The sequence below is a fragment of the Castellaniella sp. genome (assembly GCF_049673105.1).
Lineage (GTDB): Bacteria > Pseudomonadota > Gammaproteobacteria > Burkholderiales > Burkholderiaceae_B > Castellaniella.
Genome location: NZ_JBATXG010000015.1, coordinates 94081 through 113415, shown reverse-complemented (window position 1 = coordinate 113415; position 19335 = coordinate 94081). Strand labels below are relative to the sequence as shown.

Sequence of the window (19335 nt, the reverse complement as noted above, 5' to 3'; positions counted from 1 at the left end):
GAAGGTCCTTGAGATCGACATCACAGCTCGCGACGCGGCACCCTGGGCGTCACCGCACAGAGTAGTTCGTAGCCGATGGTACCGCAGGCCTGCGCGACTTCGTCCACCGACGGCCCGCCCTGGCCCCACAGCACCACCGGAGCGCCGACGCCGGCGGCAGGAATCGGGTCCAAGTCGACCGCCAGCATATCCATGGACACCCGGCCCACGAGCCGCGTACGCACCCCGTCCACCGTGATCGGCGTACCGGTCACGGCATGACGGGGGTAGCCGTCGGCATAGCCGCAAGCCACAATGCCGACCCGCATGGGATGCGGCGCGCGAAACTGCTGCCCGTACCCGATGGCTTCGCCGGCTGGCACTCTATGCGTGCTGATCAACTGAGCGCTGAGCGTCATGGCCGGTCGCAGGCCGAAAGTGTCGGCAGGCTGATCGGCAAAGGGCGATGCGCCGTACAAGCAGATGCCTGGCCGCACCCATTGATCCTGGCCCGCCAGCCCGGCAGCCAAGCCCGGCGTCAGGGTCGCTGCGGAATTGCAGACGCTGATCGCGCCGGGCAGGTCCTGCGTCACGTCCAGGAAACAGGCCAGTTGCGCCTGCGTCAGGGCGGCATCATCGTCGGCCCGCGCAAAGTGCGTCATCTTGCCGACCGTCCCCAAGACGCCCCCCGCCTGCAGCGCCAGGGCGCGCGCGTACGCATCCCGGTATTCGCCAGGCTGAAACCCCAGCCTGTGCATGCCGCTGTTTAGCTTCACCATGGCGTCGATCGGCGCGCGCACCAGACTGGCTTCCAGCATATCGAGCTGTTCGACGCAGTGGATTGTCGTGCTCAGGCGATACTGGGACAGGATGTCCAGATCTGCGGGTTCGAAAAACCCTTCGAGCAATAGAATCGGCCCGGTCCAGCCCTGTTCGCGGCAATGCACGGCCTCGTCCAGATCCAGCATGGCCAGGCCATCTGCATGAGAAAACCCGCGCAGCGCGGCGGCGATCCCATGGCCATAACCATGAGACTTCATGACCGCCCAAATCAAGGGCGATTTATCTGGCTGGTCTTGCGCCAGGCGCTGCACCACGGTCTGCAGGTTATGCGCCAAGGCATTGGTATCGATGGTCGCCAGAATCGGACGCGGCATGGGATCCTCAAAAAACAGAAAAAGCGGGGCATGCGTGCCTCGCTAACCTGGGCTGATCGCCCTCTCAAAGCCGATTCCCGGCCGAGGCTCAGTATACTGCCGGATCATGGCCGTCGATCATTACGAAAACTTCCCCGTCGCCTCGATCCTGCTGCCGGCGCGCCTGCGCCCGGCGGTGCGCAACCTGTATGCGTTCGCCAGGGGCGCGGACGATATCGCCGACGAAGGCGATGCCGACACCCTCGTCCGGCGAACCGCTCTGGAAACGTGGCGCTCCGCCATCCAGGACCTGGGCACGCACCGCGCCGTCCGCACGCCGCTATCCGCACCGGACCAGATCCTGTTCGAACGGCTGGGGCAGACCATCACCGAACATCAATTGCCCATCCAGCCTTTCCTGGATCTGCTGTCTGCCTTTTTGCAGGACCTGACAGTCACCAGCTACGCGGACGAGCCCACGCTGCTGGACTACTGTCGCCGATCGGCCAACCCGGTGGGCCGCCTGATGCTGCACCTGTTTGGCGCCACTGCGGAACAGGATCTGAGCCAGTCCGACGCCATCTGCACCGGTCTGCAGCGCGTCAATTTCTGCCAGGACGTGGCCGTGGATCAGGCCAAGGGCCGCTGCTATATCCCCCTGGACTGCCTGGCCCGCCACGAAGTCACCCTGCCGGCGCTGGCCGATCTGTGCCGGTCACGCCCGACACAAGCGCCGGCTGCCTGGCAGGCTGTGCTGCAGGATCAGATCGCCCAGGCCCGGCGTCTGCTGCTGACCGGCAGCCCCCTGGCCTGGCGCCTGCCGGGGCGCATCGGCTGGGAACTGCGCCTGGTCGTCCACGGCGGCCTGCGCATCCTGGAAAAACTGGAAGCCGGCGGCTGCAACCCTTACGCCGACCGGCCCATTCTGACGCGACGCGACGGCTTCCTGCTATGCTGGCGCGCATTCTGCCGGCCCTGCCCCGCCCCATCATCATGAGTCCTGACGAATACTGCCAACATAAAGCCGCCCAAAGCGGGTCGAGCTTTTATTATTCCTTTCTGTTTCTGCCGCCGGAACGACGGCGGGCGATCACGGCCCTGTATGCTTTTTGCCGCGAGGTCGATGACATCGTCGACGGGGTCAGCGAAGCGTCCGTCGCCCGCATGAAACTGGCCTGGTGGCGCGGCCAGGTGGATCAGATGTTCAACGGCACGCCCGACCACCCGGTCACCATCGCCTTGCAGCGCCATCTGGAACCCTGCCAGCTGCGCCCCGATCCGTTTTACGCCATCATCGAGGGCATGGAAATGGATCTGGACCAGTTCCGCTATGCCGACTGGGAAGCCCTGCGTCAGTACTGTTGGCGGGCTGCCGGCGTCGTGGGCGACCTGTCGGCCAGCATCTTCGGCTATACCGATCCGCGCACGCTGAAATACGCCGAGACGCTGGGCCTGGCCTTTCAGATGACGAACATCATCCGCGACGTGGGCGACGACGCCCGCCGAGGCCGCATCTATCTGCCTGCCGACGATATGGCGCAGCACGGCGTCAGCGTGGACGACATTCTGGATGGCCGTTACACCGATGGCTTTGCCGCCCTGATGCAGCAACAGACCGTGCGCGCACGCGAGCTGTACCGGGATGCCATGCGCCTGCTGCCCGAGGCCGATCGCCGCGCGCAGCGGCCAGGCCTGATGATGGCGGCGATCTATCACACGCTGCTCGATGAAATCGAGCGCGACGGCTGGCATGTGCTGAACCAGCGCATCGCCCTGACACCGATCCGCAAGCTCTGGCTGGCCTGGAAGGTCTGGGTCAGTGGCGGCCAGGGGCTGGTGCGCCGCCTGGCGGCATGAGCGTCGCCATCGTCGGAGCAGGCTGGGCCGGCCTGGCCGCCGCCGTGCATCTGCATCGGACAGGCATGCCGGTCCGGGTCTTCGAGGCGGCGGCGCAGGCCGGCGGACGGGCCCGCCCGGTAACGCATCCCAGTCTGGGGATACCCACGGACAACGGCCAGCACATTCTGCTGGGCGCCTACCGCGAGACCCTGGCGCTGATGCAATCCCTGGGGGTGGACCCCGCCAGCGCCTGCCATATCCAGCCGCTGAATCTGCAATCCGCCGACGGCCAGCTGCGCCTGGGGTTCTGGCCGCTGCCCGCCCCGGCGCATCAGCTGGGGGCACTGTTCGGCAGCCGGGGCCTGGAAGGCTGGCAAGGCCGCCATCACCTGTGGCGAGTGCTCCGCGCCTCGGATCTGGCCCGCATCGATATCGGCCTGACGGCGGCAGACTGGCTGCAACAGCTGGGGTGCCCGCCCCGCCTGCTGGAACGCCTGTGGACGCCGCTATGCCTGGCAGCCACCAATACTGCTCTGCAACACACCGAGGCCCGCCTGTTCGCCCGCGTTCTGCAAGACAGCCTGGGCGCAGGCGCCTGCGCCAGCCGGATGCTGATTCCCCGGCGCCAACTGCATGATTTATGGCCGCGGCAAGCCTGCCAACTGCTGGATGGGCGTCTGCAACGGCAACGGGTCCAAGCGATCACGCCCGCCACGCAGGGCGGCTGGTTGGTCGATGGAGAGCACTATGAACAGGTGATTCTGGCCACTCCGATGCACGAGGCACAGCGTTTGCTCAGCCCCCTGCCGCAAGCCGAGGGCTATCTGGCCGACTGGCCCGCCCTGCGGCATGCGGCCATCGGCACCGTCAGTCTGCGCCTGAGCCGCCCCTGGGAGTCGGGGCGCGCCATGAGCTTGCTATGGGACGACCCCGAGCGTCGCGCTTGGGGACAATGGTTGTTCGACCACAGCGTCACCGCCCGGTCCGCCGAGGCACGCTGTCTGGTGCACGTCGTCATCGGCGCCGCCGACCGCTACGCGGGACAGGATGCCACGCGCATCATCGCCGGCGTGGTGGAACAGATCCGCGCCCAGGCGCCGCATCCCCTGCCCCCCGTCGAAGCGCAGGCGCTGATCACCGAGAAACGAGCGACCTTTGATGCGGTGCCGGGCCTGCGGCGCCCCGGCCCCAAGCCCCCTTGGCCCGGCCTATTGCTGGCCGGCGACTGGACTGACACCGGCTACCCTGCCGTGCTGGAGGGCGCCGTGCTCAGCGGCCAGGCGGCAGCAAGGCTCGCTGCCGCCCCGGATGGCCGCTAGGGGAAAGCCTTACAGCGCGTGCCGACGCATGTAATCGGCCACCTGCCGCGCGTCGCAGTCCATGAGTTCGACACGCTGGGGGCGTTGCTGCAGATCCTGCAAGCCGGCTGGCACTGCCGGCGCCTGGCCGGTGGCTTCCAGGATGGTCTCGGCGAATTTGGCCGGCAAGGCCGTTTCCAGCACCAGCATGGGCACGCCGGGTTCCAGGTGGGCCTGCGCCACATGTACCCCGTCGGCGGTATGCGGATCGATCAGCACGCCGGTTTCCCGCTGAATGTCGCGGATCGTCGCCAGCCGGTCGGCATGCGAGCTGGCTCCCGCGACAAAGCCGTAGCGTTCCGTAAACTGAGGCTTCAGATCCGATAGATCGAACTGTCCGCTCTGACGCAGCTCGTCCATCAACGCCCGCACCCGCGCCGCATCCTGCCCCACGAGATCGAAGATGAAGCGCTCGAAATTCGAGGCCCGCGAAATATCCATCGACGGGCTGGACGTCGCATAGGTCTGGCTGGCCGGACGGGGCCGGTAGATGCCGGTGCGAAAGAACTCTTCCAGCACGTTGTTTTCATTGGTGGCCAGCACCAGGCGGTGGATGGGCAGTCCCATCTGCCGCGCCAGGTGGCCCGCCAGGATATTGCCGAAATTGCCCGAGGGCACAGCAAAGGACACGGGCTGCCCCGGCCCCTGCGTGGCCCGCAACCAGCCCCAGACGTAGTACACGATCTGCGCTGCAATCCGCGCCCAGTTGATGGAGTTCACCGCCCCCAGGCGATGGGCGCTCTTGAAATCCAGATCGCCCGCCAGGGTCTTGACGATGTCCTGGCATTCATCAAAGACGCCGCGCACTGCGATGTTGTGGATGTTGGCATCCTGCAGGGAATACATCTGTGCACGTTGAAAGGCGCTCATGCGCCCATGCGGCGACAGCATGAATACCGCCACGCCGCGCTTGCCGCGCAAGGCGTATTCCGCCGCCGACCCGGTGTCGCCCGAGGTCGCGCCCAGAATATTCAGGGTCTGGCCGCGCCGCGTCAGCACGTATTCGAAGACCTGGCCCAGGAACTGCATGGCCATGTCCTTGAAGGCCAGCGTGGGGCCTTCGGACAGGCCCAGCAGCGACAGGCCGGGGCGCAGCGGCTTGATCGGCGCAATCTGCGGAAAGACGTCGGATGCATAGGCCGCCTGCGTCATGCGCAGCAGATCCTGCCGGGGAATGTCGTCGATGAACAGACCCAGCACTTGCGCGGCCAGCTCGGCGTAGGACAGGTCGCGCCAGGATTCCAGCGTGGCCGCGTCCAGATGCGGCAGGGTTTCAGGCAGCGCCAAGCCCCCGTCGGGCGCCAGGCCTTCCAGCAGGATGTCGCAAAAGGGCAAGGGGGCCATGCCGCCCCGGGTGGACCGATATTTCAAGTCAGATTCTCCACGCGCAGACGCGTCACGTCCGAACGGACAAAAGGCTGTGCCTGCATGAGGCGCAAGGCGTCATCCACATCACCCTCGCGGGCCTCGTGGGTCAGGAAGATGATCTCGGCCTGGTGTTCGCCGTGCGGCTGCTGGAACATGGACCCCACCGAAATGCCGGCCCCCGACAGGATGCGCGCCAGATCGGCCAGCACGCCGGGCCGGTCATCGACCCGCACGCGCAGATAGAAGCTGGAGCGGACCTCGACCATCGGCAGGATGGGAATATCGGCGACGGCTTCCGGCTGGAAAGCCAGATGCGGCACGCGGTGTTCCGGGTCCGCCATCTGCAGCCGGGCCACGTCCACCAGATCCGCCACGACGGCGGAAGCCGTCGGCAGCGACCCGGCGCCCTGACCATAGTACATCGACAGGCCGACCGCGTCGCCGCGCACCAGCACGGCGTTCATGGCGCCTTCGACATTGGCCAGCAGGCAGTCAGCCGGCACCAGCGTCGGGTGCACACGCAATTCGATGCCTTCGGCGCGACGGCGGGTGATGCCCAGCAGCTTGATGCGATAGCCCAGGCGCTCGGCATGCACGATGTCCTCGGAGGACAGATTGGAAATGCCTTCCGTCGTGGCTTTGTCGAATTGCACCGGAATGCCGAAGGCCAGCGAGGCCAGCAGCGTCAGCTTGTGCGCAGCATCCACGCCTTCGACGTCGAAGGTCGGGTCGGCTTCCGCATAGCCCAGGCGCTGGGCCTCGGCCAGCACGGTTTCGAAGGGCAGGCCACGCTGTCGCATTTCCGACAGAATGAAATTGGTCGTGCCGTTGATGATGCCCGCCACCCACTCGATGCGGTTGGCCGTCAGGCCTTCGCGGATCGCCTTGATGATGGGAATGCCCCCGGCCACGGCGGCCTCGAACGCCACCATCACGCCCCGCGCTTGAGCCGCGGCGAAGATCTCGTTGCCGTGCATCGCCAGCAGCGCCTTATTGGCCGTGACGACATGCTTGCCATGATGGATCGCCGCCAGGATGCAATCCCGCGCCAGGGTGTCGCCGCCCATCAGCTCGACAATGATGTCGATGTCCGGGTCCTGCGCCAGGGTCATGCCGTCGGTCATGACCTTGACATCAGGGCCGACCAGGGCGCGGGCCTTGGCCGCGTCGCGCACCGCCACGGCGGCCACTTCGATATGCCTGCCGGCGCGGCGGGCGATTTCACCGCCGTTTTGCGCCAACACCGTCCAGACGCCGCTACCGACGACGCCCAGGCCCAACAATCCGATACGGATAGGTTTCATTTCAGCAGCCCGTCCTTGCGAAACATGTCTTTGATGCCGCGCACGGCCTGCCGGGTGCGCTGCTCGTTTTCAATCAGCGCAAAGCGCACGTATTCGTCGCCGTAATCGCCAAAACCGATGCCGGGAGACACCGCGACCTTGGCATCCGCCAGCAGTCGCTTGGAAAATTCCAGCGAACCCAAGGCCCGGTAGGGTTCGGGGATATGCGCCCAGATATACATGGACGCCTTGGGCACATCGACCGGCCAGCCCGCTTCCTGCAGGCCCTTGGCCAGCACGTCGCGGCGGCGGCGGTACTGCTCGACGACTTCGGCCACGCAGTCCTGCGGGCCTTCCAGGGCGGCGATGGCCGCCACCTGAATCGGCGTGAAGGTGCCGTAATCGTGGTAGCTTTTGATGCGCGCCAGGGCATTGACCAGTTCGCGGTTGCCCACCATGAAGCCGACCCGCCAGCCTGCCATGTTGTAGCTCTTGCTCATGGTGAAAAATTCCACCGCCACGTCACGCGCGCCTTCGACCTGCATGATGGACGGCGCCACGTAGCCGTCGAAGGTGATGTCGGCGTAGGCCAGGTCGTGCACGACCAGAATGTTGTGTTCCTTGGCCAACGCAACGATGCGCTCGAAGAACGACAGCTCGACGCACTGCGCGGTCGGATTGCTGGGAAATCCCAGGATCATCATCTTGGGCTTGGGGATGGCCTCGCGCACGGCGCGTTCGATTTCCTCGAAGAAATCCAGGCCAGGCGTCATGGGCACCGAGCGGATGTTGGCGCCGGCGATCACTGCCCCGTAAATGTGAATGGGATAGCTGGGATTGGGCACCAACACCGTGTCGCCCCGATCCAGCGTCGCCAGCATCAAGTGCGCCAGACCTTCTTTCGAACCGATGGTGACGATGGCCTCGCTGTCCGGATCGAAATCCACCCCGTAGCGGCGCTGATACCAGCCGGTGATCGCGCGGCGCAGACGGGGAATGCCCTTGGACACCGAATAGCCGTGAGTGTCCCCGCGTTCGGCGACTTCGACCAGTTTCTCGACGATGTGCTTGGGAGTAGGGCCATCGGGATTGCCCATGGACATGTCGATGATGTCTTCACCGCGCCGCCGGGCGGCCATCTTCAGTTCCCCAGTGATGTTGAACACATAAGGGGGCAGGCGCTCGATGCGCGGGAAGGTCGTCATGATGGTCCTCGGACTGGGCGGAAAAGGAATCGGCAACAGATGATTGCAGTGCAGCAAATCCGATAATCTAGCGCATGCGTCTGGGACTCGCAAATCGACGGTACGCATTCCGGTCCCCGCCATGCCCAGGCGTGCCGGCACTGCGCTATCATCACAGGAACTCTGGAGCGTTCCGTGCTACTGCAAAAAGACTTCAACCCCGCTCTCAATACCGTCACGGCCTACGGGGAACACCACCTGGAGATCAACCGGGTTCGGTTCGAGGCCACCGTCTGTTTCGGGCCGGAAGGCCCGGTGCGCGAACTGGAACTGCGCACCGTCGCCGAGATCGACGCGGCATTTTTGAAGGCCCTGGTCGGCCTGGATGCCGCGCAAGATCCCCTGGCCTTTCTGGACGACACCCCCTCCACCCTGCCTAAAGACGCGCCGGAAGTCCTGCTGATCGGCACCGGAACGCGGCAGACCTTCCTGCACCCCGACACCCTGCGCCCCTTGCTCAATCTGGGCATCGGCGTCGAAACCATGACCACTCAGGCCGCTGCCCGCACCTACAACATCCTCATGTCCGAGGAACGGCGCGTTCTGGCCCTGTTATTACCCGGAGACCCCCACGCATGACATCCGTCGCCATCGGCCAGCCCCTGCCTGCCATCCAGGCCGAATCAACGCATGGTCCATTCGATTCCACGACGCTGCAGGGCAAGCCCTTTGTCCTTTACTTCTACCCCAAGGACAACACCCCCGGCTGCACCGTCGAATCACAGGATTTCCGCGATCTGCATGAACAGTTCCTGGCCATCGGCTGCCCGGTCTTTGGAATTTCCCGCGACTCGCTGACATCCCACCAGAACTTCACGGACAAGCAGAACCTGCCCTTCCCGCTGATTTCCGATCCGGACGAGGCCCTGTGCAGCCTGTTTGGCGTCATGAAACTCAAGAACATGTACGGCAAGCAGGTGCGCGGCGTCGACCGCAGCACCTTTCTGATCGATCGGCACGGCGTGCTGATCCAGGAATGGCGCGGCGTGCGCGTTCCGGGCCACGCCGAAGAAGTCCTGCGCGCCGCACAGAATCTGGCTGTCTAAGCCCCACTCCAGGAGCCTTCATGCCCCTTCCCAAACCGCCGGCTCGTCTCGGCGACACCGTGGAACCCAGCCCTGCCGCCACTCGGCAGGCTCCGCTCAGCGAACCCGTCGCAGCGCCGGCCGCCACGGCTGCGCAACCCAAGCCCAAACGCCCCCTGGCGGCGATCCTGAGCAAGATCGCCTCTCCAAAAACCGCGACTGCCGCCGCAGAATCCGCGCCCAGCGCCAAAACCGCCGTCACCGCTCCTCGGGCTGCCTCCGCTGCGCCCCAGGCCGCCCCTGCTGCCTCGAAACCCGCGCCCGTCGCCAAAGCCACTGCTCCGGCAGCCAAGGCCGCTCCGGCGCCCGCTACGCGCAGCCGCAACGCAGCGGCGGATGCCACCGTCCCCGAGACACCGCCCAGCGTGGCGCAGCCCGCCAGGACACCCGCCGCCAAAGCCAAACGCCTGCCCACCGCCCAGCGCAAGCTGTTCGTGCTGGACACCAATGTCTTGCTGCACGACCCGACTTCGCTGTTCCGCTTTGCCGAACACGATGTGTTTCTGCCGATGATCGTGCTCGAAGAGCTGGATCACCAGAAAAAGGGCATGTCCGAGGTCGCTCGCAACGCCCGCCAGGTCAGCCGCTATCTGGACGATCTGATCACTACGGCTGACCTCAACAAAGGCGTGCCCCTGGACACGCTGGGCAACACCGATGCGCTGGGGTCGCTCTATTTCCAGACCCGCGCCACGGAATCCCGCCTGCCGATCGACATGCCCATGGGCAAGGCCGACAACGTCATTCTCAGCATCGTCCACGGCCTGCGTCAGGAATCCCCGAAACGCGAGATCGTCCTGGTATCCAAGGACATCAATATGCGCCTGAAGGCGCGTGCCCTGGCGCTGCCTGCAGAAGACTATCTGAACGACCACGTGCTGGACGATTCGGATCTGCTGTACGACGGCATCATGCCCCTGCCGGAAAATTTCTGGGTCAAACATGGCAAGAACATCGAATCCTGGCAGCAAAACGGCCTGACCTGGTACCGTGTGCGCGGCCCCTTGTGCAGCCAGTTCAGCGTCAATGAATTCGTCTATTACGATGGCGACATGCCGCTGGCGGCCCAGGTGCGCGAAGTCACCGGCAAAAGCGCAGTGCTGGCCACGCTGCGCGACTTCAGCCACAGCAAGAACAGCGTGTGGGGCATCACGGCGCGCAACCGCGAACAGAACTTCGCCCTGAACCTGCTGATGAATCCGGACATCGACTTCGTCTCGCTGCTGGGCCAGGCGGGCACGGGCAAGACCTTGCTGACGCTGGCCAGCGCCCTGGCGCAGACCTTCGAAACCAAACGCTATACCGAAATCATCATCACCCGCGCCACCGTGCCGGTGGGCGACGACATCGGTTTCCTGCCCGGCACCGAAGAAGAAAAGATGCTGCCCTGGATGGGCGCCCTGGAAGACAATCTGGAAGTCCTGCATCAGGGATCGGGCGGCGCCATCAGCACCAGCGCCAACGGCGGCGGCCAGGACTGGAACAAAACCCCCGCCATGGACCTGATCCGCTCGCGCATCAAGGTCAAGTCCCTGAACTTCATGCGCGGACGCACCTTCCTGAATAAATTCCTGATCATCGACGAGGCGCAGAACCTGACGCCCAAGCAGATGAAGACCCTGATCACGCGGGCGGGGCCGGGCACCAAGATCGTCTGCCTGGGCAACATCGCGCAGATCGACACGCCCTACCTGACCGAGGGCAGCTCTGGGCTGACCTACGTGGTGGATCGCTTCAAGGGCTGGCCGCACTCCGGCCACATCACCCTGCAGCGCGGCGAACGGTCCCGCCTGGCCGACTATGCCAGCGACGCCCTCTAAGGCCCGCGCGCCCCTGCCCCTGGCGTTCACGATGGGGGATGCCGCCGGCATCGGCCCGGAACTGATCGTGCGCCTGTTCGCCGAAGGCCTGCCCCACCCCGCCGTGGTGTACGGGGATACGGGGGCGCTGGCCCGCGCCTGTCAGACCCTGAACCTGAACGAGCGCCTGCGGATCCAGGCGCTGGATCGCCCCGGCGCAGGCACGACGGGCGGGGTCATCGGCGTCCTGAACCGCTGGCAGGCGCTGCCCGCCGATCTGCCTGTGGGCCGCCCGGACCCGCGCGCGGGGCGCGGGGCCTACGAATACCTATGCCACGCCATCGACGACGCCCAGGCCGGGCTGCTGCGCGCCCTGGTGACGGCGCCGCTGCACAAAGGCGCCATGCATGCCGATGGCATTGATTTTCCCGGCCACACGGAAATCCTGGCCGAGCGCACCGGCACGACGGACTACGCCATGATGCTGGCCAACGACGAACTGCGTGTGCTGCTGGTGACGATCCATATCGCCCTGGCGGACGTGCCCGCCGCCATCAACCAGGCCGCCGAAGCGCGCGCCATCCGTCTGGCGCAGCTGGCCTGCCGCCAATCGGGCATCGCCCGCCCCCGCATCGCCGTGGCGGGACTCAATCCCCATGCCGGTGAAGGCGGCGTGTTCGGCAATGAAGAAGCCCGCCACATCCTGCCCGCCATCGAGCAGGCCCGCGCAGAAGGCCTGGACGTGTCAGGCCCCTGGCCGGGCGATACGATCTTCATGCGGGCGCGACAGGGGGAATTCGACGTCGTGGTCGCTCAGTACCACGATCAGGGCCTGATCCCGGTGAAATACCTGGGCCTGGACGAAGGCGTCAACGTGACGGTGGGCCTGCCCTTCGTGCGCACCAGCGTGGATCACGGCACGGCCTTCGACATTGCGGGCAAGGGTCTGGCTGACCCGGCTTCTTTACGGGCGGCGCTACGCATGGCCCTGCGGATGAGCGCCGGCGAACCCTGAATCGCGGCAGCGGGACGGATGACGCAGCCGCCCTTGCCGCTATAGCGCGACCGCCATTAGAACCCCGACGACGCCGAGAAATTCAGGAATCGCGTGCTGGCGCCCTGGAACGTCAGGCGCACGGTACCGATGGGGCCGTTACGCTGTTTGCCGATGATGATTTCCGCCGTGCCCTTGTCGGGCGAATCCGGGTTGTAGACCTCGTCGCGATAGATGAAGATGATCACGTCGGCGTCCTGCTCGATAGCGCCCGATTCGCGCAGATCGCTCATGACCGGGCGCTTGTTGGGGCGTTGTTCCAGACTGCGGTTCAGCTGCGACAACGCGACCAGGGGGCAGTTCAATTCCTTGGCCAAGCCTTTGAGCGAGCGGCTGATTTCAGAGATTTCCGTCGCGCGGTTTTCCCCGCCGCTACCGGACATCAGCTGAATATAGTCGATGATGATCATCCCCAGCTGGCCGCACTGGCGCGACAAGCGCCGGGCGCGGGCACGGACCTCCATGGCGGTCAGCGCCGGGGTCTCGTCGATGTAGATCTGCGCCTGCTCGACCTTTTGCACGGCATGGGTCAGGCGCGGCCAGTCATCCTGATTGAGCTTGCCGGTGCGCATGCGGTGCTGATCCAGCATGCCCACCGAACCGATCATCCGCATGGCCAGCTGCACCGCGCCCATTTCCATGGAAAACACCGCCACCGGCAGGCCTTGTTCGATGGCGACGTGTTCACCGATGTTCATGGAAAACGAGGTTTTCCCCATCGATGGACGCCCCGCGACGATAACAAGATCCCCCGGCTGCAGGCCCGAGGTCATGCGATCCAGATCGTCGAAGCCCGTCGGCACCCCGGTGACGTCGGAATCGCCCTCGCGATGATAGAGTTCGTCGATGCGTTCCACCACCTGCGCCAACAAGGGGCGGATTTCCTGGAACCCGGCCATGCCCCGCGCGCCTTCCTGAGCGATCTGGAACACCCTGGATTCGGCCTCGTCCAGGATCTGGCGGGCTTCCTTGCCTTGGGGATTGAAAGCGGCGGACGAAATTTCGTCGGCGATGGACACCAGCTTGCGCAGCATGGACCGTTCGCGCACAATCTCGGCATAGCGACGGATATTGGCCGCCGACGGTGTGTTGTGCGCCAGCGCGTTCAGATACGGCAGGCCCCCGGTGTCGTCGGCTTTGCCGGCGGTCGTCAGGGACTCATGCACCGTGATCACGTCAGCCGGGCGGGCCAGGCTGACCAGCCGGGTGATGTGCTGCCAGATCAGGCGGTGATCGAAGCGGTAGAAGTCGTCTTCCGTCAGGACGTCGGCCACGCGATCGAATGCGGCGTTATCCAGCAGCAGTCCGCCCAACACCGATTGCTCGGCCTCGATGGAATGCGGCGGCACCCGCAGATAGTCCAGTTGGGTATCGTTTTCGATTTCCACCGTCAGTCCCTACACCTGTTCGCTTAAAAAGGCCGGAAAAAAATAAGGCCGGCATGGCGCCGGCCTTATAGAGCTGCCCTGCCATTCCCGCTGAGAGGAATGTAGCACGGCGCGCTTGCGTGATTACGCCATGTCGCCCTGAACAGTCAGGGTGATGTCGGCCACGACGTCGGCGTGCAAGGCGACTTGCAGCGGGAATTCACCCACCGCCTTGATGGCGCCGTCGGGCATGCGGATCTGGCCCTTGTGTACGTTGGGGAAGCCGGCCTGCTGCAGAGCAGCCGCGACGTCCATCGTGGTGACGGAACCGAACAGACGGCCATCGACACCGGCCTTCTGGCTGATGACGAAGGAAAAGCCGTGCAGCTTTTCGGACATGGTCTGGGCGGCAGCCAGCTTTTCGGCCTGCAGTTTTTCCAGTTCGGCGCGACGGGCCTCGAATTCCTTCAGGGCGGCGTCGGTGGCACGACGGGCGATCTTCTGGGGGATCAGGTAGTTGCGGGCATAACCATCGCGCACACGCACCACATCGCCCAGGTTCCCGAGATTGATGACTTTTTCAAGCAGAATGATTTGCATGACGGGGACCTCGGTTTAGTTGTGGTTGTCGGTGTACGGCAACAGGGCCAGGAAGCGGGCGCGCTTGATGGCGCTGTCCAGCTGGCGCTGATAGTGTGCCTTGGTGCCGGTCAGACGAGCCGGGATGATCTTGCCGTTTTCCTGGATGAAATCGCGCAGGGTGTCCAGATCCTTGTAGTCGATCTCTTCGACCTTGGCCACGGTGAAGCGGCAGAATTTGCGCCGTTTGAACAGCGGATTCTGTTGCCCGAATTTGCGTTTTTCTTTCGACTTTTTGAAGTAAGCCATGATGTTTGCCTTTGTCTGGTTCCGGGACGCGCCCGGAGGGTTCATTCAATGTGCCTGCACAAGCTGCTGGATATGCAATACCAGCCGATCCGATCCTTGTCGCTGCGGGGCCAGAAAACCAACGATCTGCACTGGACTGCCCTGGGGGGCCTTAGCCAAAGCAAGAGCGACGTCTCCCAGCGCCACCGCCTTGATTTCCATGGAAACCTGGCGGGGCAGACCGGCCTCGATGACTTCAGATTCATGCACCATCTGCAAACGCAACACAGGCAGTCCTGCCGGTGTGTGGCGCAAAGGCGGAATTTCGGTCAATGTCGCGGCCAGCTCGACTCGGTTCACGGATCGCGCGAGTGCCGGATCAGGAGTTCGGCGTCTCGACGCTGGAGGCCTTGCGGGCTTCTTCGCGTTCGACCGATTTCATCATGATCGACGGCTCGGTGTGAGCATGCTTGGTCTTGATGAACAGGTGACGCAGGATGGCGTCGTTGTAGCGGAACGAGTGTTCCAGTTCGTCCAGCGCGGTCTGGCCGCACTCGATGTTGAAGCACACGTAGTGAGCTTTCACGAGCTTCTGGATCGGATAGGCCAACTGGCGGCGACCCCAGTCTTCGACACGGTGGATTTGACCGCCGTGGGTCGTGACCATGGCTTGGTAGCGCTCGATCATGGCGGGCACCTGCTCGCTTTGATCGGGATGCACAATAAACACTACTTCGTAGTGACGCATGAATGACTCCTTGTGGATATCTGCGATGTTGACAGACAGCCCGCCGGCACAGATCAGTCACCCCTAAAGGGGCCCCCATTCAGGAACGGTCGAGCAAGTAACCCGGTATTCTAGCACACAGCCTATTGACTACGCACTACCGCGTAAGCGGAATGGTTGTGAATCGATTCGAAATTCTCGGCTTCGACCTGATAGGCGATCACGCCGGGCAAGCCTTGCAGCATGACGGCCACATCGCGCACCAGATCTTCGACAAATTTCGGGTTTTCGTAGGCGCGCTCGGTGACGAATTTTTCGTCGGCGCGCTTGAGCAGGCCCCAGAGTTCGGACGAGGCCTGGGCCTCGATGCGCGGAATCAGCGCATCCAAGGCCGGGGCGTGGTCCGCTGCGCATTCCAGTTGCACCGTGACGTGCGAACGCTGATTGTGTGCGCCGTATTCGGAAATCGCCTTGGAGCATGGGCACAAGCTGGTGACCGGCACCTGCACCTGCAGGGAGAACGACGGCGCCTGACCCCGGCGAGCCTGGGCGGCCCAGCGCACCTGATAATCCATCAGACTGCGCACCCCGGACACCGGCGCGGCCTTTTCAATGAAATACGGGAAACTGGCAGCCACATCGCCGGCATCCACCTGCAACAGGTCCAACATGGACTGGGTCATGGCGCACAGCGAGGCCGGCGTCATCGGCTGCCCGCGATGCGATTCCAGCAAGGCGATGAAGCGCGACATGTGGGTGCCTTTTTCCTCGGGCGGCAATGCGACGGTCATTTCCCAGTCGGCGATGGTCGCCTGAGGCTGGGCGGCAGTCGCCACCACCAGGGGATGGCGCACACCGCGCACCCCCACCCGTTGAATGGCGATGTGCCGGGTATCGATGCTGCTTTGCACATCCGGCATGGCCACAGCCACCGGGTCCAGCAGGGTGTTCATGAGTGATTCCTTTCCAAACGCTGGCGTATCGACGCCTCGATCCCTTGGGCATCCAGGCCGAGTCCGGCGAGAATGGCCTTCTGGTCCCCGTGATCGATGAATTCATCCGGCAGCCCCAGCTGCAGAACCGGGCGCACGATCGCCTCCCGATTGAAGTATTCCACAACCGCGCTGCCCGCGCCGCCCATGACGGCGGCTTCTTCCAGCGTGACAAACAGACTGTGCGACGCCGCAAGCTCGGACAGCAGGGCCTCGTCCAGCGGTTTGACGAAACGCATGTCCACCAGGGTGGCATCCAGCGCCTGGGCAGCCTGGGCGGCCTGCGGCAACAGCGTGCCGAACACCAGAATGGCGACATTGCGCCCCTGACGGCGCACGACGGCGCGACCGATATCGACAGGGTCCAGGCTATCGCCCGGATCGGCCCCGCACCCTGCCCCGCGCGGATAGCGCACCGAGGCCGGCCCGGGGTGACGGTAGCAGGCATTCAGCAGCAGCCGGGCTTCGTGCTCGTCCGACGGCGTGGCAATCACCATGTTCGGGATGCAGCGCAAATAGGCAATATCGTAATTGCCGGCGTGCGTGGCCCCGTCGGCGCCAACGATGCCGGCGCGATCCAGGGCAAAGGTCACATCCAGGTCCTGCAAGGCCACGTCATGGATCAGCTGATCGTAGCCGCGCTGCAGAAAGGTGGAATAAATGGCGACGACCGGCTTGCAGCCCTCGCAGGCCAGGCCGGCGGCAAACGTGACGGCATGCTGCTCGGCGATACCGACGTCGAAATAGCGCAGCGGAAATTGGCGTTCGAATTCGACCATCCCGCTGCCCTCGCGCATGGCCGGAGTGATGCCGACCAGGCGTTCATCGGCCTGCGCCATATCGCACAACCAGCGCCCGAACACCTGCGTGAACGTCCGGCGGGGAGGCTGGGCCGGTTTCTGGATACCGATGGATGGGTCGAATTTGCCCGGCCCATGGTACAGCACGGGATCGGCCTCGGCCAGCTTGTAACCCTGCCCTTTGCGGGTCACCACATGCAGGAACTGCAGGCCCTTGAGCGCCCGGATGTTTTCCAGCATCGGCACCAGGGCTTCCAGATCGTGGCCATCGATGGGCCCCACATAGTTGAAGCCCAGTTCTTCGAACAAGGTGGCCGGCGAGAGCATGCCTTTGGCGTGGCCTTCGAGTTTACGCGCCAGCGCCAGCGCGGGCGGCACATGCTGCAGCATGGCCCGGCCCATCATTTTGGCGCGGGCATAAAACTGCCCCGACAACAGGCGGGCGAAATAGTAGTTCAGGGCGCCGACCGGCGGCGAAATCGACATATCGTTGTCGTTCAGCACCACCAACAGATTGACATCGGATGTGACGCCGGCATTGTTCAGCGCCTCGAAGGCCATGCCCGCCGTCATGGCGCCATCGCCGATCACGGCGATGTGCTGACGGTCGATACCCTTGTTGCGGGCAGCCACGGCCATGCCCAGCGCTGCCGAGATCGACGTGGACGAATGCGCGGTACCGAAGGCATCGTAGGGGGATTCGCTGCGCTTGGGAAAACCGGAAATCCCGCCCATCTGCCGTAAGCCGGACATGGCTTCGCGCCTGCCGGTCAGGATTTTGTGGGGGTAGGACTGATGACCCACGTCCCAGACCAGGCGGTCATCGGGCGTATTAAATACATAATGCAGCGCCAACGTCAGTTCGACCGTACCCAGGTTCGAGGACAGGTGCCCGCCCGTCTGGGCGACCGAAGCCAGCATGAACGCCCGCAGCTCGGCCGCCAGGTCCTTCAGTTCCCGGCGGTCCAGGCGGCGCACATCAGCCGGCGAGGCGATGCCTTCCAATAGAGTTGTCATCATGTCTTCTTCATGTCGGCCCGGCAGCTGCATCGTCAGTGCGTCCGGCCAATGATGTAATCAGCGAGTTCGCGCAGTCGGCAGGCCGACGGCCCCAGCGGCAGCAGCGCCTCGTGGGCCTGGGTGCGCAGGTCCAGCAGCAAGGCGCGGGATTCCTCCAGCCCCAAGATGGACACATAGGTGGGCTTGCCCTGCGCAGCGTCCTTGCCTGCGGTCTTGCCCAGCGTCGCGGAATCCGCCGTAACGTCCAGAATATCATCCACGACCTGAAATGCCAGCCCCATCGCGGCTGCATAGGATTCCAGGCCGGTGCGCACCGTGGAACTGGCGCCGGCCACCACGCCGCCCAGCAAGACGCTGGCTTCCAGCAAAGCGCCCGTTTTCATGCGGTGCATGCGCTGCAAGGCGTCGATGGACAAGGCATGGCCGACACTGGCGCAGTCGATCGCCTGACCGCCCACCATGCCATCGCCCCCCGCCGCGCGGGCCAGCAACTGCACGGCCTGCACGACCAGAGCGGGCGCAATCGGCATCTGCGCCAGGCAATCGAAGGCCAGCGGCTGCAGCGCATCGCCCGCCAGCATGGCCAAGGCCTCGTCGTCGAACTGCCGATGCACGGTCGGCCTGCCGCGACGCAGATCATCATCGTCCATGCACGGCAGATCGTCATGAATCAGGGAATAGGCATGAATCAATTCGACGGCGGCAGCCGCCCCATCCAAGGCCAGATCCTGAGCCGCCGAGGCAACGCCCGGTGTGCGGCTGGCCTCGCCGGCGGCCAGCACCAACGCAGCGCGGATCCGTTTGCCCGGCCCCAGTACGGCATAGCGCATGGCCTCGTGCAGTCGCGCGGGGCCGTCGTCTTCCAGGGGCGGCAGCAAATCATCCAGCACCGCGCCGACATGGGATACCATATCCTGCAGCCACAGGTCAAAATCGTTGGATGCCGCCGTCATGACGCATCCTGCCCCTGCGCGCCCTCGAAGGGTTCCAGCAGCTGACCCTGCAACACCTGCACCTGCTGTTCTGCGGCATCCAGCCGCTGCTGGCAGACGCGGGCCAGCGCCACCCCGCGCTGGTACAGCGCGATGGATTCTTCCAGACCCAGATTGCCGTCATTCATGCGGGCAGCCAGAGATTCCAGTTCGGCCAGCGCTGATTCGAAATCGGCGGGCAATGCCTCGGCAGCCTGCGAAACGTCCGTGCGCGGCGCGGTTTTTTCCTTGACCATGGGGTTTTATCATTGAGTTCCAAACTGGATTGTACGAGAACCCCGAGGCTGGGTGAAATGCCCGGCAGCCCTCTCCAGGGACGCCCAGGGCAAGCTGCTGGACGCGCCCCTGTTCCCAGAGACACCGGACACCAGGCTTATGGAAACCGCACGGAAAGACGACGAGATCGGCGAACGCATGGACGCTGG

The 19335-nt window shown here is 64.5% G+C and carries 20 protein-coding genes; 7 read left to right on the top strand and 13 right to left on the bottom strand.

Translation table 11 applies throughout. From position 1 onward, the window contains the following. Window positions 1-20 precede the first annotated feature (20 nt). Entirely contained in the window at window positions 21-1136 is a 1116-nt protein-coding gene (gene alr / locus WBF69_RS05720; RefSeq protein WP_424262108.1) for an alanine racemase, read from the bottom strand. A gap of 106 nt (window positions 1137-1242) precedes the next feature. Here alr and hpnC point away from each other — a divergent pair, with 106 nt between their 5' ends. From hpnC to hpnE, 3 genes are read left to right on the top strand one after another with little or no spacing between them, the layout of a single operon-like run. Then, complete coding sequence (gene hpnC / locus WBF69_RS05715; RefSeq protein ID WP_424262106.1) at window positions 1243-2112, top strand: squalene synthase HpnC; 870 nt, start codon at window positions 1243-1245, stop codon at window positions 2110-2112. Next, window positions 2109-2972 (top strand): presqualene diphosphate synthase HpnD, encoded by an 864-nt coding sequence (hpnD, locus tag WBF69_RS05710; protein ID WP_424262174.1) that lies wholly within the window; start codon window positions 2109-2111, stop codon window positions 2970-2972. Before hpnC ends, hpnD begins: the two co-directional genes overlap by 4 nt. Continuing rightward, on the top strand, window positions 2969-4273 hold the full coding sequence (gene hpnE, locus WBF69_RS05705) for a hydroxysqualene dehydroxylase HpnE (protein ID WP_424262104.1): 1305 nt from the start codon (window positions 2969-2971) through the stop codon (window positions 4271-4273). The genes hpnD and hpnE overlap by 4 nt, the downstream gene beginning before the upstream one ends. Window positions 4274-4282: 9 nt before the next feature. Here hpnE and thrC read toward each other — a convergent pair whose 3' ends face one another. The 3 genes from thrC to alaC are packed head-to-tail and all read right to left on the bottom strand — an operon-like array spanning window position 4283 to window position 8168. Beyond that, the gene (gene thrC, locus WBF69_RS05700) at window positions 4283-5683 is read right to left on the bottom strand and encodes a threonine synthase (protein ID WP_424262102.1); all 1401 of its coding nucleotides are present in this window, start codon (window positions 5681-5683) and stop codon (window positions 4283-4285) included. Then, window positions 5680-6984, bottom strand: coding sequence for a homoserine dehydrogenase (locus tag WBF69_RS05695; protein WP_424262100.1), 1305 nt, complete (start codon window positions 6982-6984; stop codon window positions 5680-5682). The genes thrC and WBF69_RS05695 overlap by 4 nt, the downstream gene beginning before the upstream one ends. Then, complete coding sequence (alaC, locus tag WBF69_RS05690; RefSeq protein ID WP_424262098.1) at window positions 6981-8168, bottom strand: alanine transaminase; 1188 nt, start codon at window positions 8166-8168, stop codon at window positions 6981-6983. Before alaC ends, WBF69_RS05695 begins: the two co-directional genes overlap by 4 nt. A 174-nt stretch (window positions 8169-8342) precedes the next feature. Between alaC and WBF69_RS05685 the strand changes: the two genes are divergently transcribed. Genes WBF69_RS05685 through pdxA form a run of 4 tightly spaced genes read left to right on the top strand, consistent with a single transcriptional unit; the run spans window position 8343 to window position 12106 of the window. Then, window positions 8343-8786, top strand: a complete 444-nt coding sequence (locus WBF69_RS05685; RefSeq protein ID WP_424262096.1) for an Mth938-like domain-containing protein — start codon at window positions 8343-8345, stop codon at window positions 8784-8786. Continuing rightward, window positions 8783-9253, top strand: a complete 471-nt coding sequence (locus tag WBF69_RS05680) for a peroxiredoxin (protein ID WP_424262094.1) — start codon at window positions 8783-8785, stop codon at window positions 9251-9253. The genes WBF69_RS05685 and WBF69_RS05680 overlap by 4 nt, the downstream gene beginning before the upstream one ends. Before the next feature lie 20 nt (window positions 9254-9273). Next, window positions 9274-11112 (top strand): PhoH family protein, encoded by a 1839-nt coding sequence (locus WBF69_RS05675; RefSeq protein ID WP_424262092.1) that lies wholly within the window; start codon window positions 9274-9276, stop codon window positions 11110-11112. Continuing rightward, a complete protein-coding gene (gene pdxA, locus WBF69_RS05670; protein ID WP_424262090.1) occupies window positions 11093-12106 on the top strand; it encodes a 4-hydroxythreonine-4-phosphate dehydrogenase PdxA in 1014 nt (337 codons plus the stop codon). The genes WBF69_RS05675 and pdxA overlap by 20 nt, the downstream gene beginning before the upstream one ends. 56 nt (window positions 12107-12162) lie before the next feature. On the opposite strand, the gene WBF69_RS05665 is transcribed toward pdxA, so the two are convergent. The 9 genes from WBF69_RS05665 to WBF69_RS05625 form a co-directional block, all read right to left on the bottom strand. After that, a complete protein-coding gene (locus WBF69_RS05665) occupies window positions 12163-13533 on the bottom strand; it encodes a replicative DNA helicase (RefSeq protein ID WP_424262088.1) in 1371 nt (456 codons plus the stop codon). A 123-nt stretch (window positions 13534-13656) separates the two neighbouring features. Beyond that, window positions 13657-14112, bottom strand: a complete 456-nt coding sequence (rplI, locus tag WBF69_RS05660) for a 50S ribosomal protein L9 (protein WP_424262086.1) — start codon at window positions 14110-14112, stop codon at window positions 13657-13659. Window positions 14113-14127: 15 nt separating this feature from the next. Next, window positions 14128-14400: a 30S ribosomal protein S18 gene (gene rpsR, locus WBF69_RS05655; RefSeq protein ID WP_322997337.1), complete on the bottom strand. Its 273-nt coding sequence runs from the start codon at window positions 14398-14400 to the stop codon at window positions 14128-14130. Between the two features lie 45 nt (window positions 14401-14445). Continuing rightward, window positions 14446-14739, bottom strand: coding sequence for a primosomal replication protein N (gene priB, locus WBF69_RS05650; RefSeq protein ID WP_424262084.1), 294 nt, complete (start codon window positions 14737-14739; stop codon window positions 14446-14448). A 19-nt stretch (window positions 14740-14758) separates the two neighbouring features. Next, window positions 14759-15127 carry a 30S ribosomal protein S6 gene (gene rpsF / locus WBF69_RS05645; protein ID WP_424262082.1) on the bottom strand — a complete coding sequence of 123 codons (369 nt, stop codon included), beginning with the start codon at window positions 15125-15127 and terminating at the stop codon, window positions 14759-14761. A 122-nt stretch (window positions 15128-15249) separates the two neighbouring features. Further along, complete coding sequence (gene folE2 / locus WBF69_RS05640; protein WP_424262080.1) at window positions 15250-16059, bottom strand: GTP cyclohydrolase FolE2; 810 nt, start codon at window positions 16057-16059, stop codon at window positions 15250-15252. Beyond that, the gene (gene dxs / locus WBF69_RS05635) at window positions 16056-17918 is read right to left on the bottom strand and encodes a 1-deoxy-D-xylulose-5-phosphate synthase (RefSeq protein WP_424262078.1); all 1863 of its coding nucleotides are present in this window, start codon (window positions 17916-17918) and stop codon (window positions 16056-16058) included. The genes folE2 and dxs overlap by 4 nt, the downstream gene beginning before the upstream one ends. 32 nt (window positions 17919-17950) lie before the next feature. Further along, a complete protein-coding gene (locus WBF69_RS05630; RefSeq protein WP_424262076.1) occupies window positions 17951-18871 on the bottom strand; it encodes a polyprenyl synthetase family protein in 921 nt (306 codons plus the stop codon). Beyond that, complete coding sequence (locus tag WBF69_RS05625; RefSeq protein WP_424262074.1) at window positions 18868-19146, bottom strand: exodeoxyribonuclease VII small subunit; 279 nt, start codon at window positions 19144-19146, stop codon at window positions 18868-18870. The genes WBF69_RS05630 and WBF69_RS05625 overlap by 4 nt, the downstream gene beginning before the upstream one ends. Window positions 19147-19335 lie beyond the last annotated feature (189 nt).

What these genes read in the sequence shown, in the direction of transcription:
- WBF69_RS05680 (WP_424262094.1), top strand. Translation starts at nt 8,783, where the DNA reads ATGACATCCGTCGCCATCGGCCAGCCCCTGCCTGCCATCCAGGCCGAA.
- alaC (WP_424262098.1), bottom strand. Translation starts at nt 8,168, where the DNA reads ATGACGACCTTCCCGCGCATCGAGCGCCTGCCCCCTTATGTGTTCAAC.
- folE2 (WP_424262080.1), bottom strand. Translation starts at nt 16,059, where the DNA reads ATGAACACCCTGCTGGACCCGGTGGCTGTGGCCATGCCGGATGTGCAA.
- hpnD (WP_424262174.1), top strand. Translation starts at nt 2,109, where the DNA reads ATGAGTCCTGACGAATACTGCCAACATAAAGCCGCCCAAAGCGGGTCG.
- hpnC (WP_424262106.1), top strand. Translation starts at nt 1,243, where the DNA reads ATGGCCGTCGATCATTACGAAAACTTCCCCGTCGCCTCGATCCTGCTG.
- WBF69_RS05630 (WP_424262076.1), bottom strand. Translation starts at nt 18,871, where the DNA reads ATGACGGCGGCATCCAACGATTTTGACCTGTGGCTGCAGGATATGGTA.
- rpsR (WP_322997337.1), bottom strand. Translation starts at nt 14,400, where the DNA reads ATGGCTTACTTCAAAAAGTCGAAAGAAAAACGCAAATTCGGGCAACAG.
- pdxA (WP_424262090.1), top strand. Translation starts at nt 11,093, where the DNA reads ATGCCAGCGACGCCCTCTAAGGCCCGCGCGCCCCTGCCCCTGGCGTTC.
- WBF69_RS05625 (WP_424262074.1), bottom strand. Translation starts at nt 19,146, where the DNA reads ATGGTCAAGGAAAAAACCGCGCCGCGCACGGACGTTTCGCAGGCTGCC.
- rplI (WP_424262086.1), bottom strand. Translation starts at nt 14,112, where the DNA reads ATGCAAATCATTCTGCTTGAAAAAGTCATCAATCTCGGGAACCTGGGC.
- hpnE (WP_424262104.1), top strand. Translation starts at nt 2,969, where the DNA reads ATGAGCGTCGCCATCGTCGGAGCAGGCTGGGCCGGCCTGGCCGCCGCC.
- dxs (WP_424262078.1), bottom strand. Translation starts at nt 17,918, where the DNA reads ATGATGACAACTCTATTGGAAGGCATCGCCTCGCCGGCTGATGTGCGC.
- WBF69_RS05675 (WP_424262092.1), top strand. Translation starts at nt 9,274, where the DNA reads ATGCCCCTTCCCAAACCGCCGGCTCGTCTCGGCGACACCGTGGAACCC.
- WBF69_RS05695 (WP_424262100.1), bottom strand. Translation starts at nt 6,984, where the DNA reads ATGAAACCTATCCGTATCGGATTGTTGGGCCTGGGCGTCGTCGGTAGC.
- alr (WP_424262108.1), bottom strand. Translation starts at nt 1,136, where the DNA reads ATGCCGCGTCCGATTCTGGCGACCATCGATACCAATGCCTTGGCGCAT.
- rpsF (WP_424262082.1), bottom strand. Translation starts at nt 15,127, where the DNA reads ATGCGTCACTACGAAGTAGTGTTTATTGTGCATCCCGATCAAAGCGAG.